The organism is Roseovarius halotolerans (genome assembly GCF_900172255.1).
Lineage (GTDB): Bacteria > Pseudomonadota > Alphaproteobacteria > Rhodobacterales > Rhodobacteraceae > Roseovarius > Roseovarius halotolerans.
This window is the reverse complement of the sequence record NZ_FWFU01000004.1, coordinates 291,801-307,770: the sequence shown is the minus strand read 5'-3', so window position 1 is coordinate 307,770 and position 15,970 is coordinate 291,801. Positions and strand designations below refer to the sequence as shown.

The following is a 15,970-nucleotide window of genomic DNA, read 5'->3' as shown; positions in this document are numbered from 1 at the left end:
CGAACCTTGAGGCAGTATTGATGTTTCCCGAGCGGTTTTCGAACCTACCGGCCTATGCGTTTCCGCGCCTGCGGAGCCTTCTGGACGCCCATGCGCCCGGTGGCGAGGTCTTGCATATGACCATCGGCGAACCCAAGCATCCGTTCCCGGCATGGGTTGCGGATGTCGTGGCCGAACATGCGGCGGGGTTCGGACAATACCCGGCGAATGAGGGCGCGATCGGATTGCGCCGGTCGGTCTGTGGTTGGATCAAGCGGCGGTATGGCGTCCAGATGGACCCGGAGCGGCAGGTGATGGCGCTGAACGGAACGCGCGAAGGGCTTTACAACGCGATGATGGCGCTTTGCCCCGAGACCAAGGCGGGCAAGACGCCGGTGGTGTTGCTGCCCAACCCATTCTATCAGGTCTACATGGTGGCGGCACTGAGCGTTGGCGCCGAACCTGTCCTGTTGCCAGCGACACGAGACACAGGCCATCTGCCTGATTTCGGCGCGGTGCCGCAAGGCGTTCTGGAACGCACGGCGGCGGTTTACCTCTGCTCACCGAGCAACCCGCAGGGCGCGGTTGCGAGTCGGTCTTATTGGCGCGAGTTGATCGCACTGGGCGAGCGGTTCGATTTTCAGATATTCGCCGATGAATGTTATAGCGAAATCTATCGCGGCACGGCACCCGTGGGTGCGCTGGATGTGGCGCAAGAGATGGGGGCGAGTGCTGAGCGTGTTGTCGCCTTCCATTCGCTCTCGAAGCGGTCGAACCTGCCGGGGCTGCGCAGCGGTTTCGTGGCTGGCGGACCCGAGACTTTGCTGCGTCTCAAGCAGTTGCGTAACTATGCGGGCGCACCCCTGCCGTTGCCATTGCAGCACGTGGCCGAAAGGGCCTGGGACGACGAGGTGCATGTCGACGAAAACCGCCGACTTTATGCCGAAAAATACGCGCTGGCCGACGAGATCATGGCGGGTGTGGCGGGCTATGAAAGCCCGCAGGCCGGGTTCTTCTTGTGGCTACCTGTCGACGATGGCGAGGCGGCGGCGCTGAAGCTCTGGACGCAGACCGGGGTGCGGGTTCTGCCCGGCGCCTATCTGAGCCGCGAGGTTGCGGGTGCGAACCCGGGCGCGGGGTATATACGGGTCGCCATGGTGGCCCCGAAAGACGAGATGGTGCGCGGGCTGACGCGGCTGCGCGACTGTCTTTACGCATGATTTGAGGACGAGGGATAAGATGGCATACCAGACACGCGGGCGCGAACCGCTGCTTGACAGCACCATGGCCGAGGCGATCGAGAAGCGCGGCAAGGAGTTGATGGGGCTGGTCCTGCTGATTATGGGGGCGATGGCCGCTGCGATGATCGTTTCCTATCATCCTGATGATCCAAGCTGGATGTCTGCTACCGACGCACCGGTCCAGAACTGGATGGGACGGTTTGGGGCCTCGATTGCCGCGCCGCTGTTCATGATCGTGGGCTGGGGTGCCTGGGGTCTGGCCATCGTGCTGGGTGTCTGGGGCACGCGTTTCGCTCTGCATCGCGGGGCTGAGCGCGCGGTAAGCCGTCTGATCTTCGCGCCCATCTGGATCGCGCTGCTGGCGCTTTATGCTGCATCCTTGACGCCGGGCGCGGTGTGGTCGGCGACGCATAGTTTCGGTCTTGGCGGCATGTTCGGCGACGCCGTCCTGGGTACTGTTCTGGGTATCCTGCCACTGGGTGCGAGCCTTGGGCTCAAGGTTCTGTCGCTGGCTCTGGGGATCGGCGTGCTCGGGTTTGGTGCCTTCGTGCTGGGTTCGACCTGGCCCGAACTGATGCGCCTCGGGCGATTCCTGCTGGTCGGCGTCATCCTGACCTATGCCTGGGTCATGGCGCTGGCGGGGCGGGGTGCATCGGGTGCGCTGAACGCCGCGCAGCGGGTCCAGACGAAGGCCGGAGAAGCGCGCGCGCGGCGCTTGGCCGATCGCGCTGAAGCCGAGGAATATGCCCGTGCCGAGGCCAGCGTTCCGGCGCAGCCGGTGGTGCGCCGCGCGCAGGTGCCGCCGATCAGCGCGTCCCAGCCTTCTGCCGCAGCGCAGGCCCCCGGCCCTGATGAACGCGCCGACGGTCTGCTGTCGCGGATGCCGTCGCTCATGCGTCGCCCCGAACCCGAACCCGACCCCGAGCCGGAGCTGATCGAGTCAACCGGTCCCGAGGGCGATGTGCAGGCCCCTGGCGATGACCGCATTCGCGCCAAGATCGCCGATGTGATCAAGACCCGCGTGCGCCAGAGCCCCGCGATTCAAGTCGAAAGCGTTGCGCCGCTGACTCGTGGGCGGGGGCGTGGCCCCGATCCGTTGATCCTGAATTCCGGCATGCGTGGAACATTGCCTCCCGAGCCGCCCCTGACCGCAGCGAAGCGGCAGGAGTGGTCCGAGGAGCCGCCGCTGGTCGAGCCAGAGGCGCGGTACGACAGCTTCGAGCAGCCAGATCTGCCGCAGCCCGAACCGCAGCCTCAGGCGATACAGCCGCGGATTCCGGTGGCCGAGCCCAAGAAGGTGGTGCAGCACACGCAGCGCCGTGCGCCGCAACCGTCGAGCCGGGCCATCGCCGAGGCACAGCCTGCGCTGCAATTCGAGGAAAGCGCACAGGTGGAATACGATTTGCCGCCGCTCAGCCTGCTGAACAATCCCGCCAATATCACCCGGCATCACCTGAGCGATGACGCGCTTGAGGAAAATGCGCGGATGCTGGAGAACGTGCTGGATGATTACGGCGTGAAGGGCGAGATCGTGAGTGTCCGTCCCGGGCCGGTCGTCACCATGTATGAACTGGAGCCCGCGCCGGGCCTCAAGGCAAGCCGGGTTATCGGGCTGGCGGATGATATTGCGCGCTCGATGTCTGCGCTGTCGGCGCGCGTCAGCACGGTGCCGGGGCGCAGCGTGATCGGTATCGAACTGCCCAATGACAACCGTGAAATGGTCAGCTTCCGCGAAATCCTTTCGAGCCGCGACTATGGCGACGGCAACCAGAAGCTGCCGTTGGCGCTTGGTAAGGATATCGGCGGCGATCCGGTGGTCCAGAACCTGGCGAAGATGCCTCACTTGCTGATCGCGGGCACGACTGGGTCGGGCAAGTCGGTGGCGATCAACACCATGATCCTGAGCCTGCTTTACAAGCTGACGCCGGACGAGTGCCGCCTGATCATGATCGACCCCAAGATGCTGGAACTTTCGGTTTATGATGGCATTCCGCATCTTCTGAGCCCGGTGGTTACCGACCCCAAGAAGGCGGTCGTGGCCCTCAAATGGGTCGTGGCCGAGATGGAAGAGCGCTATCGCAAGATGTCCAAGATGGGCGTGCGCAACATCGACGGCTATAATGGCCGTGTCGCGGATGCGCAGCGCAAGGGCGAGATGTTCTCGCGCACTGTGCAGACGGGCTTTGACGACGAAACCGGCGAACCGGTGTTTGAGACCGAGGAGTTCGCGCCCGAGAAGATGCCTTACATCGTCGTGATCGTAGACGAGATGGCCGACCTGATGATGGTCGCGGGCAAGGAGATCGAGGCCTGCATCCAGCGCCTTGCACAGATGGCGCGGGCATCGGGGATTCACCTGATCATGGCCACGCAGCGCCCCTCGGTCGATGTGATCACCGGTACCATCAAGGCGAACTTCCCCACCCGGATCAGTTTCCAGGTGACCAGCAAGATCGACAGCCGCACCATCCTGGGCGAGATGGGCGCAGAGCAGCTTCTGGGCATGGGCGACATGCTTTACATGGCTGGCGGCGGCAAGATCACCCGTTGCCACGGCCCCTTCGTCAGCGACGAAGAGGTCGAGGAGGTTGTGAACCACCTCAAGGCCTATGGCCCGCCGACCTATGTGAATGGCGTGCAGGATGGCCCGGACGACGAGAAGGCCGACAGCATTGATGCGGTGCTGGGGCTGTCGACGGGTGGCAATACCGACGGCGAGGATGCGCTCTATGATCAGGCGGTGGCAATTGTGATCAAGGATCGCAAATGCAGCACATCCTACATCCAGCGCAAGCTGGCGATCGGCTACAACAAGGCCGCGCGTCTGGTGGAGCAGATGGAGGAGCAGGGCATCGTCAGCCCCGCCAACCACGTCGGTAAGCGCGATATTCTGGTGCCGGAGCAGTAGGGTCGACACACAATCGTCGCTGATGACGGGGTTTTGATGTGAGCAGGGTCTCTCTGCGCGAGGTCGGGCTTGATAACCGGCCCGTGCCTGCTGATATCAGGTGTTAGATGACCGTTATCGCATATCAGGACGCCTTCAGGGTAAAGCAACCCTGCGTTTAACTGATGAAGGAGCCCGCGCCATGAAACCTCTTTCGATTCTGTCGGCCGCCGTGCTGAGTGCCGCTTTGGCAATGCCGGCAGCGGCGGAGAAATTGTCGCTCGGCGCGATCTCGGGCTATCTCAATGGATTGAAGACCGCTGAGGGTGAATTCACCCAGATCAACGATGACGGCACGATCAGCACCGGGCGCATCTATATCAAGCGGCCGGGGCGGGTGCGCTTCGAATACGATCCGCCTGAACGCACGCTGGTTGTGGCCGATGGCGACCGGGTTGGCGTTGTCGATCCCAAGTCGAACACGGGCCCCGAGGCCTATCCGCTGCACCGCACCCCCTTGAAGATCGTGCTGGCGCGCAATGTCGACCTCACCCGTGAGCGGATGGTGACCGGCCATGCCAGCGACGGCAAGACCACCACCATTCAGGCGCAGGATCCCGAAAATCCCGAATACGGCAATATCGAACTGGTCTTCACTGCCGACCCGGTTGAGCTGCGCCAGTGGGTCATCAATGACAGCGCGGGCGCACGCACGACGGTGGTCCTAGGCGATCTGCGCACGGGGATGCAGCTGGCGGATGACCGTTTCGTGATTCCCGGCGTTGGCCCGATAGAGCGCCGCGACAAGTAAGAGCGGCGCCGCGTCAGCGCGGCGCCTTCTTTCTTTGCGACACGGCCGGGACAGGCACCTCAGAACAGGCCGAAACCCCGACCGTTACAGGTGCGCAGCTGCGCCTCATACATCCGCGAGCGCGACTCGACCTTGTCGGCGACGCGCAAGAGCCAAGGCTTGCTGTTGTAGCTGCGCCGCGAAAATCCGGTGCGCCCTTCGTGATAGGCCAGATACTGGTTGCGTGTATCGCTGAGCGAAATGCCGAGGCTCTGGCTGGATTTCGCCATGTACCAGCCCATGAAATCGGTGGCGTCCGAGATGTCGTTGCGCCGTGCTCCGAAGCGACGGGTTTCACGCTTGTATTCGTCCCATGTGCCATCAAGTGCCTGGCTGTAGCCATAGGCCGAGCTTTGCCTCCCCATCGGGATGATGCCGAGTGTCCAGCGGAACGGGGTGCGGGCATTGCCGTCAAAGCTGCTTTCCTGATGGATCGTGGCCATCTGCACATGCACGGGGACGCCCCAGCGGCGCTCGGCCGCGTTGAAGGCGCGCTTGTATTGCGGGCGCTGGTCCAGGATCGAACAGGCATTGTCCAGATTGCTCGGGGGTGGGCCGCTTGGCCCGCCGCCGCAGGACGCCGCCAGAAGGACGATCAGGAATGCGCGAAGAGTTCTGCTCATCTGCCTCTCGCTTTCGTTTGTTTTCTGCAACTTTAGCGGAAACAGGCGCGCGGGGGAATCAAGAAATCGCAGTGACTCACAGCAGAACGGCAAGAAGCACCGGCAGAGCCACGACCGACATCAGCGTCGAGGCGACAACCAGCCCGGCCACCGCATCGGAATCGGCGCCGTATTTCTCGGCCAGCAGGTAAGATGTGACCGCCACGGGGGTCGCAAGTTGCAGCACCAGCACGGCAAAGGCGGTCCTGTCGAGGCCGAACCAGGCACCGACGGCCCAGCCGATCCCGGCACAAATGCACACCTTGACGAAGGACAGTATCGCCGCCTGCCCGACACGCCCCGGGGTCAGCCGCGCCACCGCGACCCCAAGCGTAATCAGCATGAGCGGGATGGCCATCTGGCCGGTCAGTTTCAGCGTATTGGTCAGGAAGGTTGGCGTTTCCCATCCCTGCCACAAAAACAGCCCGCCCAGAAGCGTGGCGGCGACAAGCGGCTCCTTGAGAACCTTGAGCAGGGATCCGCCGCCCGAAACCAGCCAGATTCCGTAGGTGAAGGACCAGATCGCCATGATCGCGAACACCACGACGGCATAGCCCAGACCAGTCTCGCCGAAGGCGAAGAGCGCAAGCGGCAGGCCAAGGTTGCCGGTATTGCCGAAAATCAGCGGCGCGGTATAGGTCCGCGTTTCCAGCCCGGAGGTGCGGGTAATCAGCCACATCACAACTGTCAGCGCGCCATAGCCGACGATCGCCGCCGCTGAAAGCGCCGTCAACGCGCCCGGATCGATCTCGGTCTGCATCAACGACACGAAGATCAGGCAGGGCACCGATAGGGTCATCGCCATCTGCGTGACGAACTGAACCCGGTATTCGAATCCCATTTTCACCCAGGCAAATCCGACAGCCGCCAGCAGAAAAACCGGCGCGACGATCTCGAGCACTGTCAAGGCAAGGTTCACAGACTGTTTCCCGTGTTTTTATGCTCTGGGGTTGGACAAACGACCCTTGAAACCATTAGTCTTGAGGGCTAGGGGCTGCAATGTGATGTTGAAAACAAGAGCGAAATATTCGTTGGGCCAAGTCGTCCGGCACAAGAAACACCCGTTTCGCGGGGTTGTTTTCGATGTCGATCCGGAATTTTCCAACAGCGAGGAATGGTATCACTCGATCCCCGAGGATAGCCGCCCCTCCAAGGAACAACCGTTCTATCATCTTCTGGCCGAGAACGACCAAAGCTATTACGTGGCTTATGTCTCCGAGCAGAACCTGATCGCGGACTATTCGGGAGAACCGGTGGATCACCCCGATATCCCGGATCTGTTCGGTCCGTTCGAGGACGGCCATTATCCGCTCCATTTCCAGCTGAACTAGGGCGCGTGCGAACGAGCGCCTGCCCCGCAAGGCGCGGCATTCGCCCTCAATAGCCAAGTGCGCAACCGTCCTTGCGGGGGTCGCTGGCGCCTTCCAACACACCGTCGGGCCGGATCACGATGGCCTGGCCGCCGCCAATCGGACCCTCGGGCACGATCACGTCATGGCCCATTCCGGCCAGTTCGGCGCGCACCGCCTCGCTATAGCCGCGCTCGACTTTCAACTTTCCGGCCTCGGCATAGCTGCGCGGGGCGTCGAGCGCAGTTTGCGCATCCATCCCGAAATCGCGCAGATTCGATACCAGCCGGGCATGGCCATTGGGTTGATAGGCGCCGCCCATCACCCCGAATGGCATGGTGGCGCGACCATTTTCGCACAGCATACCGGGAATGATCGTATGCATCGGTCGCTTGCCGCCGGCCATTTCATTGGGGTGCCCCGGTGTCAGGCAGAAGCCCGCGCCGCGATTCTGAAACAGCACGCCGAACTTTTCCGACGCGATCCCCGACCCGAAGCCATGAAAGATCGAATAGATCAGCGACACCGCCATGCGGTCACGGTCGACAACGGTGATATAGACGGTTTCCCGATGCACCGCATCGGCCAGCGGTGCGGCGGCGGGCATGGCGTTTTGCGGGTCGATCAGCGCGGCCAGTTTCGCCGCGGTTTCGGGTGCGAGCATGTGCTCGAGGCGCGTTGTGTGATCGGGGTCGGCGATGATGCGATTGCGCGCGTCATAGGCCAGCTTGGCGGCTTCTGCCTCGATATGGGCGCGCTGGCTGCCCGCCGGGTCCATCAGGGAAATGTCGAAATGCTTGAGTATATTGAGCATCAGGATCGCCGTGGCGCCGTGGCCGTTGGGCGGGTGCTCGACCAGATCGACGCCCTTGTAATCACCGGCGACGGGCGTCGTGTAGTCGCATTCGGTGGCAGCGAAATCATCTGCCGTATGCCCCCCGCCTTGCGCGTTGAGCGCGGCGATCATGTCCTCGGCCACCTCGCCGGTGTAGAACCCGTCGCGCCCCTTGGCGGCGATGCGGCGCAGCACCTCGGCCTGACCCGGCGCGCGGAAAAGATCGCCGGTCTTCAAGGCGGCACCGTCCTTGGTGAAGTAGCCGATGGCGTGACCCTGAAGCGCCTTCGCGGCGACGGGCCAATCGAATGCTACCCGCGGCGCGACGGGTACCCCTGCTTCGGCATAATGGATTGCCGGTGCAAGCAGCGTATCAAGGCCCAGCTTGCCGTGATCTGCAGAGAGGCGGCAAAAGGCGTCGATCGCGCCGGGAACAGTCACCGCGTCGGGGCTGTTGAGTGGCACAGTGTCATGCCCGCGCGCGCGCAGCGCTGCGGAATCAGCACCGGCCGGGGCGCGCCCCGAGCCGTTGAGCGCATGAATCTCGTCGCTGCCGGGCTTGGTGAAAAGCGCAAAGCAATCACCGCCGATTCCGGTCATCTGCGGCTCGCAGATACCCAGAAGGATGGCACCCGCGATAGCCGCATCCATAGCGTTGCCGCCACGCTCCAGGATATCCACTGCCGTTTTCGCGGCCAAAGGATGGGATGTCGCGCACATGCCGTTGCTGGCAAAGGTGGCTGAACGGCCGGGCAGGTGGAAATCGCGCATGGGGGGGTATCCTTCATCTGTCACGCGCCCGACACACTAGGCGCTAGCCGACTGAATGCCAATGCGATGAAGGAGAAGGAAAACCTCGACGCCGCGCACTGGGTGGGGGCTGTTTAACGCGGCGCCGAGGGAAGCTATATGCAGCTACAATTCTTAGATACGGACCGTTTCAGGCGCTTTTTAGCATTGAATGCGGCAATACAGTGTCCTCGTCGCCCGCGCGGCCCCTGCCGAGGGATTATTCGAGGCTGAAAACAAGAGTCAGCCGGTTTTCGGCTCCGGAACGGATGTAAGATACTTCCTCTGTCAGTTCACGAATCAGAAGCCAGCCAAAGCCCCCTTCGGGCAGCGCGTCTGGTGCCACGTCGAGATCGTGATGCAGTCCCGTCGGGAGGGTTTGGCCCGGCAGCGGGCATCCCAGATCAACAAGGTTGATTCTCAAACACGTGCCTTCGACCTCTGCGTCGAGGTAAACCGGGCCGGGGGGGCGCCTGGCAAAGGCATGTTCGGCGATGTTGTTGAGCGCCTCGGCCAAAGCGATTTCCACAGCGCCACACCGTTCGTCGCCCAGTCCGAGAGCGGCCAGATGGCTGCGAACGGAGTCCAGTGCCCCCCGGATATCGGCCACGCAGCCGTCGAATTGCAGCGACAGGGAGCCAGGGGGCGAAACCGGGGAGACGACAGTGGGTGGGCGCGAGCGGACCATGAAGACCCCTTCAGCTGACCGGGCGAGGGACAAGGCTGGCGGCATTCTTGTGAATGTTGAACACGGTCTCCATCCGGGTCAGGCGAAACACCTTGGCGACATCGGGCGTCAGCCCTGCGAGATCCAACTGTTTGCCGCGCCCAAGCTGCTTCATCGAGGCAACGATGGCACCAAGGCCGCTGGAATCGATGAAAGCGACATTGGAGAGATCCAGCAGGATATGGTCGGGGCCCTGTTCGGTCAGGGTGCGCATTGTGTCCTTGAAACTGATGGCGACGCTTGAATCGATGCGGGTATCGGTGACGGTGATCAGATTGATGCCGTTGCCATGGGTGCTGTGCAGGTTCATGTTGCCTCCTTCGGGCGATAGGTAGAAATACGGCTGAGGCTAGACCGCATTCCTTACCATTCGGTATGCAGGTGTCTTGAAAAGGGAGGACGAGCCATGAAAGAGGTGGTCATCGCAGGTGCTGCACGCACGCCGATGGGCGGGTTCCAGGGCGATTTCGACGGAGTCGAAGCCGCAGTTCTGGGTGGCGCGGCCATTCGCGCGGCGCTGGACGGCGCGGGCGCTCAAAGCGTCGACGAGGTTCTGATGGGCTGTGTCCTGCCTGCAGGCCAAGGCCAGGCCCCCGCACGGCAGGCCGGATTTGCCGGCGGTCTTGGCGAGGACGTTCCAGCCACGACGCTCAACAAGATGTGCGGCTCGGGTATGAAGGCGGCGATGGTGGCCTTCGACCAGATCGCCCTTGGCCAGGCCGATACGATGATCGCGGGCGGAATGGAAAGCATGTCGATGGCGCCATACCTTTTGCCCAAGATGCGCGGCGGCGCCCGTCTGGGCCATGGGCAGGTCATCGACCATATGTTTCTCGACGGGCTTGAGGATGCCTATGACAAGGGCCGCCTGATGGGCACCTTCGCCGAGGATTGCGCCGAACACTTCCAGTTTACCCGGCAGGCGCAGGACGAGTATGCCATCGGCTCGCTGGAGGGGGCGCTGGCGGCGCAGAAATCGGGCGCCTTCGATGGCGAGATCGCGCCGGTCACCATTACCACCCGCAAGGGCGAGGTGACGATCAGCGCCGATGAGCAACCGGCCAAGGCGCGGCCCGACAAGATCCCTCATCTGAAACCGGCCTTCCGCAAGGATGGTACGGTGACTGCGGCGAATTCCAGTTCGATCAGCGATGGTGCCGCGGCGCTTGTGCTGGCCTCGCGCGCAGCGGCCGAGGCGCAGGGGTTGACGGTGCGTGCCCGCATCATGGGGCACGCAAGCCACGCGCAGGCACCCGGCTGGTTCACGACTGCGCCCGTTCCCGCGGCACAGAAACTGCTGAGCAGCATCGGCTGGAGCAAGGACGATGTGGACCTATGGGAGGTGAACGAGGCCTTTGCCGTTGTCCCTATGGCCTTCATGCATGAAATGGGCCTGTCGCGCGACAAGGTGAACGTGAATGGCGGCGCCTGCGCGCTCGGCCACCCGATCGGCGCCAGCGGCGCGCGCATCATGGTGACGCTGCTGAACGCGCTTGAAAAGCGCGGGCTCAGGCGCGGCGTCGCGGCGATCTGCATCGGTGGCGGCGAAGGCACGGCGATCGCGATCGAGCTGGCGTGACCGCGCGCGCCGCTGCCGTGCGCCTGTCGGGCGCGGCTATGCCTTCATGCGTGCGCCCGTCGGATCATAAAGTGGCTTGAGGCTTGCCTCGGCGCGCACCCGCGTTCCGGCGATGTCGATCTCGTAGCTGGAGGCCAGCAGGCCGTCTACGGTTTCGCCCTTGCAGGGCACATAGCCCATTCCGATCGCCGCGCCCAGGTGATGGCCGTAATTGCCAGACGAGAGATAACCCACGATCTGCCCGTCACGCAGGATCGGCTCGTTGTGATAGAGCAGCGGCTCGGGGTCGGTCAGCCGGAACTGCATCATGCGGGCGCCAAGCCCCTCGTCTCGCTTGCGCTGCACGGCGTCACGACCGATGAAGGCGGGTTTGGTTTTGGATACGGCAAAGCCAAGGCCCGCCTCGAGAACATGATCCTCGCAGGTAATGTCATGGCCGAAGTGACGAAATCCTTTTTCGATGCGGCAGCTGTCCATCACGTGCATCCCGCACAGTTTCAGCCCGTGATCCGCACCCGCCTCGAACAGGGTTTCAAACACATGTGCGGCCATGTCCGCCGAGACATAGATCTCCCAGCCCAGCTCGCCCACATAGGAGACACGGTGCGCACGCGCGAGGGCCATGCCGATCTCGATCTGGCGGGCGGTGCCGAAAGGATGCGCCGCATTCGATAGATCATCGGGTGACACCGCCTGCATCAATGCGCGCGCCTCCGGGCCCATCACGGCCAGAACGGCCTCGGCTGCGGTGACATCGGTGATGACGGCGATCCGTTCGCTGAGGTTGCGGCGCAGCCAAGTTTCGTCGGCCAGCCTTGTGGCGGCGGGTGTGACGACGAGCCAGGCAGTTTCGGACAGGCGCGTGACGGTCACGTCGGCCTCAATCCCCCCGCGGGGATTGAGGAATTGGGTATAGACGATTCGCCCCACCGGCGCCGAGATATCCGCGCCGCAGACATGGTTCAGGAACGCCTCGGCATCGGGGCCTTCGACGCGCAGTTTGCCGAATGAGGACATGTCATACATGCCGACGCCCGTGCGGATCGCGGCGTGTTCGGCGGCGGCGTTGGCAAACCAGTTCTGCCGCCCCCAGGAATAGGCATAGGCGCGGTCCTGCCCCGGCAGAGCGAACCAGTTGGCGCGCTCCCAGCCGGCGGTCTCACCCATGACGGCGCCATGGTCCAGCAGGTGCGCATGCAGCGGGCTGCGGCGCACGCCGCGCGCGGTGGCCTTCTGGCGATAGGGGAAATGATCGGCGTAAAGCAGCCCGAGCGTTTCGGTCGAACGGCGCGCAAGATAGGTGCGATTGCCCTGGAATGGCTGCATCCGGGCGACATCGACATCGCCCAGATCGAACGGCTTTTCGCCGTCCTCCATCCATTGCGCCAGCGCCATGCCCGCGCCACCCGCCGACTGGATGCCGATGGAGTTGAAGCCAGCGGCGACCCAGACATTGTCCATCTCGGGAGCAAGGCCAAGATGATAGGCGTCATCGGGCGTAAAGGATTCCGGTCCGTTGAAGAAAGTGTGAATGCCCGCCTCGCCCAGCATCGGCATGCGGTTCACGGCCCATTCCAAGATGGGCTCGAAATGGTCCAGATCCTCCGGCAGCTGGTCGAATTCGAAATCCTCGGGGATGCCGCCAAGCGCCCAGGGTTTCGCGACCGGCTCGAAGGCGCCCAGCATCATCTTGCCGGCGTCCTGCTTGTAATAGGCGCACTCGTCCGGCACCCGCAGCACCGGCAGCGGGCCGAGACCTTCGATCGGCTCGGACAGGATGTAGAAATGCTCGCAGGCCTGCAGGGGCACGTTCACGCCCAGCATCGCACCCAGCTCACGCCCCCACATCCCGGCGCAATTGACCACATGTTCGGCGGCGATATGGCCATGGCTGCCGTCTTCGCGCTGCCAGTCCACGCCGGTGATGCGGCGATCCGCGCGGGTAACGCCGGTAACCTTGGTGCGCTCTGCGATCACCGCGCCGCGCTGGCGTGCGCCTTTGGCCAGGGCGAGCGCGATATTGCCCGGATCGCCCTGACCATCCTTGTCGAGATAGACCGCGCCGCGCACCCCGTCGATGTTGAGATGGGGGTATCGCGCCTTGACCTCAGTCGGGCTGATCTCGTCGACATCGACGCCGAAGGCACGGGCCATGGCGGCTTGACGCAGGATTTCCTCGCGTCGCTCGTCGGTGAGGGCCACGGTGATCGAACCCACCCGCCTGAAGCCGGTGGCGACCCCGGTCTCCTGTTCGAGACTGCCGTAGAGCTCCTGGCTGTATTTGGCCAGTTTCGTCATGTTGGCGGTGGCGCGCAGTTGCGCGATCAGGCCCGCCGCGTGCCAGGTGGTGCCGGAGGTGAGCTGCTTGCGTTCCAGCAGCACCACGTCGCGCCAGCCCAGCCGGGTGAGGTGATAGGCGACGGAACAGCCGACCACGCCGCCGCCGATGATGACGGCGCGGGCCTGATTGGGAAGAACGGTCATGCGTGGGCCTCGTTATACCTGGATGGGGCGGTTTTGGACGCAGAAGCGTCCGACTGGACGGGGGGCGCTGCCCCCCGGACCCCCCGGGATATTTCGAAACAGAAGAAGAGGGGCGGGGATATCATGCCTTGAGCCTTTCATTGGCGGGGTCCCAGAGCGGGCCATCGGGCTGAACCGTGGCGCGGTGGGGCGTGCCGTAGATGTCAATTTCGAGCACGGTGCCTTGCGTGGCGAGATCGGCGCGGATCATGGCAAGGGCGAGCGAGGCGTTCACCCGGTAGCCCCAGGCACCGCTGGTGGTTTCGCCCACGATCTGTCCGTCGTGGCGGATGGTTGACATGTAAGGGGCATCTGCAGCGCCGGTTTCGACCTTGAGCGTGACAAAGCGTTTGGCCGGGCCGCGTTGTCGCTCGGCGAGGAGGGCGGATTTACCAGGGAAGTCCTGTGGCTTGTCGAATTTCACGAAACGTTCGAGCCCGGCTTCGAGCATGGTGTAATCGGTGCTCAGATCCCCCTTCCAAGCGCGGTAGGCCTTTTCCATGCGCAGGCTGTCGAGCGCATACATGCCGAAGGGTTTGAGGCCATGCGCCTGCCCCGCCTGCCAGACGGCGTCGAATACGGTGGCGGTGTCCTCGGTCTTCGTGTGGATTTCCCAGCCCAGTTCGCCGGTAAAGGAGACCCGCACGAGCCGTGCCCAACGCCCGGCGATCTCGGTCGCCTGGTGGGTCAGCCAGGGCTGTGCAAGATCCGCGTCGCACAGGTCCCCAAGCAGCGCGCGCGATCCGGGCCCGGCAAGAATCTGCGTCATGTAATCCCGGGTGCGGTTGGTGAGGGTGACGCCGTCGACCCCTGCAAGCGCCGAGGCGAGCAGGTCGAAATCATGCCATTCGGCAGCGGCGGCGGTGATCAGGGTCATGAGGTCGTCACGGTGGCGTACGACCGACATCTCGGTCAGGACCCGCCCGCGCTCATCGGCGAAATAGACGAGGCCGATACGCCCGACACGCGGCACGACGCCGGTGATCCGGGAGGCAAGCCAATCAGCTGCGTTCGGGCCTTCGATGTTGAAGCGGGAAAATCCGGGCAGGTCGAGGATGCCGCAGGCGTCGCGCACGGCTTCGCATTCTTCGCGGATGCGGGGCTCCCAAGGTCCAGCGCGGTTCCAGGTCCGGGTGGCCGCTTCGGAGGTGTCGTCACCGGGCCGAGCGAACCAGTTTGCGCGCTCCCAGCCGTTATACGCACCCATGACGCCGCCGAGCGCCCTGATCCTGTCATGCACGGGTGAGAGTTTGCGATCGCGCCCTGCGGGCCATTCATGGCGCGGGAAATGCATGGCATATTCGTGGCCATAGACCTCCATCCCCTTGGCGATGCAGTAGTCGGGATCCGTGTAGTCGGTATAGCGGCGCGGATCGCAGGCCCACATGTCCCATTCGGTGCCGCCTTCTGTGATCCATTCGGCCAGCACCTTGCCCGCGCCGCCGGCCTGGGCGATGCCGAAGGTGAAGACGCAGGCCTCGAAGGCATTGGGCACGCCAGGCATCGGGCCAAGCAGCGGCAAGCCGTCCGGCGCATAGGGTATGGGGCCGTTGATCACCTTGTTCACGCCCCCGGCGCCGAGGATCGGCACCCGGGCGATGGCGTCGTCGATATGCCATTCCAGGCGCTCGAGATCGTCGGGATAGAGCTGAAAGCTGAAATCCTCGGGCATGGGATCGCCGGGTTCGATCCAGTGGGCGCGGCAATTGCCCTCGTAGGGGCCGAGATTGAGCCCGTGCTTTTCCTGCCTGAGGTAATAGGAGCTGTCCACGTCGCGCAGGAGCGGCAGTTTGTGGCCCACCTCGCGCGACCAGGCTTCGAGTTCGGGGATCTCATCGGTCAACAGGTATTGATGGCTCATCACCATCATTGGCACGGTCCGCCCGCCAAAGGGCTTGAACCATTCGCCGACGCGCTGTGCGTAATAGCCCGCGGCGTTGACGACGTGTTCGCAGCGGATATCGCCCTTGTCGGTCTTGACGATCCATTCGTCGCCGCTCCGGTCAATGCCGGTTGCGGGGCAGAAACGCAGCACCCTCGCACCCAGATCGCGCGCGCCCTTGGCCAGCGCCTGTGTCAGCTGCGCGGGGTCGATATCGCCATCATTGGGGTCGAAAAGCGCGCCCTGCAGATCGTGGGTTTCGATGAAGGGATAGCGTGCCTTGATCTCGTCTGTGGCGAGTATCTCGAGATCCATGCCCTGATAGAGCCCCATGCCGCGGGCGCGCTCGAATTCCTGCATTCGCTCGATGCTGTGCCCAAGGCGGATCGAGCCGGTCTGGTGGTAGTTCATGGGATAGTCGACCTCGGCTCCGAGACGGGCATAAAGCTCGGTCGAGTAGCGCTGCATGTTCATTACCGACCAGGAGGTCGAGAAGGTGGGCACGTTGCCCGCCGCGTGCCAGGTGCTGCCGGCGGTCAGTTCGTTCTTTTCCAAGAGAACGCAATCGTGCCAGCCCGCCTTTGCGAGGTGATAGAGGCAGGACGCCCCCACGGCTCCGCCACCAATGATGACCACGCGGGCTGTTGTCGGAAATTCGGCCATGTGA

General features: G+C 63.6%; 12 protein-coding genes. 5 read left to right on the top strand and 7 right to left on the bottom strand.

Features of this window, described 5'->3' with window-relative positions:
• Positions 1 to 20: 20 nt before the first annotated feature.
• The 3 genes from ROH8110_RS16250 to ROH8110_RS16240 all read left to right on the top strand — a co-directional run bounded on the left by ROH8110_RS16250 (position 21) and on the right by ROH8110_RS16240 (position 4,918).
• On the top strand, positions 21 to 1,199 hold the full coding sequence (locus tag ROH8110_RS16250; RefSeq protein WP_085818800.1) for an aminotransferase class I/II-fold pyridoxal phosphate-dependent enzyme: 1,179 nt from the start codon (positions 21 to 23) through the stop codon (positions 1,197 to 1,199).
• A gap of 19 nt (positions 1,200 to 1,218) precedes the next feature.
• Positions 1,219 to 4,128 carry a DNA translocase FtsK gene (locus tag ROH8110_RS16245; RefSeq protein WP_085818799.1) on the top strand — a complete coding sequence of 970 codons (2,910 nt, stop codon included), beginning with the start codon at positions 1,219 to 1,221 and terminating at the stop codon, positions 4,126 to 4,128.
• 181 nt (positions 4,129 to 4,309) lie between these two features.
• Positions 4,310 to 4,918 carry a LolA family protein gene (locus tag ROH8110_RS16240; RefSeq protein WP_085818798.1) on the top strand — a complete coding sequence of 203 codons (609 nt, stop codon included), beginning with the start codon at positions 4,310 to 4,312 and terminating at the stop codon, positions 4,916 to 4,918.
• 59 nt (positions 4,919 to 4,977) lie between these two features.
• Here the strand turns inward: ROH8110_RS16240 and ROH8110_RS16235 are convergent, their stop codons facing one another.
• Positions 4,978 to 5,580 (bottom strand): transglycosylase SLT domain-containing protein, encoded by a 603-nt coding sequence (locus ROH8110_RS16235; protein WP_085819058.1) that lies wholly within the window; start codon positions 5,578 to 5,580, stop codon positions 4,978 to 4,980.
• 76 nt (positions 5,581 to 5,656) lie between these two features.
• On the bottom strand, positions 5,657 to 6,538 hold the full coding sequence (locus ROH8110_RS16230; RefSeq protein WP_085818797.1) for an AEC family transporter: 882 nt from the start codon (positions 6,536 to 6,538) through the stop codon (positions 5,657 to 5,659).
• An 85-nt stretch (positions 6,539 to 6,623) separates the two neighbouring features.
• On the opposite strand from ROH8110_RS16230, the gene hspQ reads away from it, so the two are divergent.
• The gene (gene hspQ, locus ROH8110_RS16225; protein WP_085818796.1) at positions 6,624 to 6,950 is read left to right on the top strand and encodes a heat shock protein HspQ; all 327 of its coding nucleotides are present in this window, start codon (positions 6,624 to 6,626) and stop codon (positions 6,948 to 6,950) included.
• Between the two features lie 46 nt (positions 6,951 to 6,996).
• Here hspQ and ROH8110_RS16220 read toward each other — a convergent pair whose 3' ends face one another.
• From ROH8110_RS16220 to ROH8110_RS16210, 3 genes are all read right to left on the bottom strand, one after another.
• Positions 6,997 to 8,574 (bottom strand): gamma-glutamyltransferase family protein, encoded by a 1,578-nt coding sequence (locus ROH8110_RS16220; RefSeq protein ID WP_085818795.1) that lies wholly within the window; start codon positions 8,572 to 8,574, stop codon positions 6,997 to 6,999.
• Between the two features lie 238 nt (positions 8,575 to 8,812).
• Positions 8,813 to 9,280, bottom strand: coding sequence for an ATP-binding protein (locus ROH8110_RS16215; RefSeq protein WP_085818794.1), 468 nt, complete (start codon positions 9,278 to 9,280; stop codon positions 8,813 to 8,815).
• A 10-nt stretch (positions 9,281 to 9,290) separates the two neighbouring features.
• Positions 9,291 to 9,629 (bottom strand): STAS domain-containing protein, encoded by a 339-nt coding sequence (locus ROH8110_RS16210; RefSeq protein ID WP_085818793.1) that lies wholly within the window; start codon positions 9,627 to 9,629, stop codon positions 9,291 to 9,293.
• Between the two features lie 96 nt (positions 9,630 to 9,725).
• Here ROH8110_RS16210 and ROH8110_RS16205 point away from each other — a divergent pair, with 96 nt between their 5' ends.
• Positions 9,726 to 10,898: an acetyl-CoA C-acyltransferase gene (locus ROH8110_RS16205; RefSeq protein ID WP_085818792.1), complete on the top strand. Its 1,173-nt coding sequence runs from the start codon at positions 9,726 to 9,728 to the stop codon at positions 10,896 to 10,898.
• A gap of 36 nt (positions 10,899 to 10,934) precedes the next feature.
• On the opposite strand, the gene ROH8110_RS16200 is transcribed toward ROH8110_RS16205, so the two are convergent.
• Positions 10,935 to 13,382, bottom strand: coding sequence for a GcvT family protein (locus ROH8110_RS16200; protein WP_085818791.1), 2,448 nt, complete (start codon positions 13,380 to 13,382; stop codon positions 10,935 to 10,937).
• 121 nt (positions 13,383 to 13,503) lie between these two features.
• Positions 13,504 to 15,966, bottom strand: a complete 2,463-nt coding sequence (locus ROH8110_RS16195; protein ID WP_085818790.1) for a GcvT family protein — start codon at positions 15,964 to 15,966, stop codon at positions 13,504 to 13,506.
• Positions 15,967 to 15,970 lie beyond the last annotated feature (4 nt).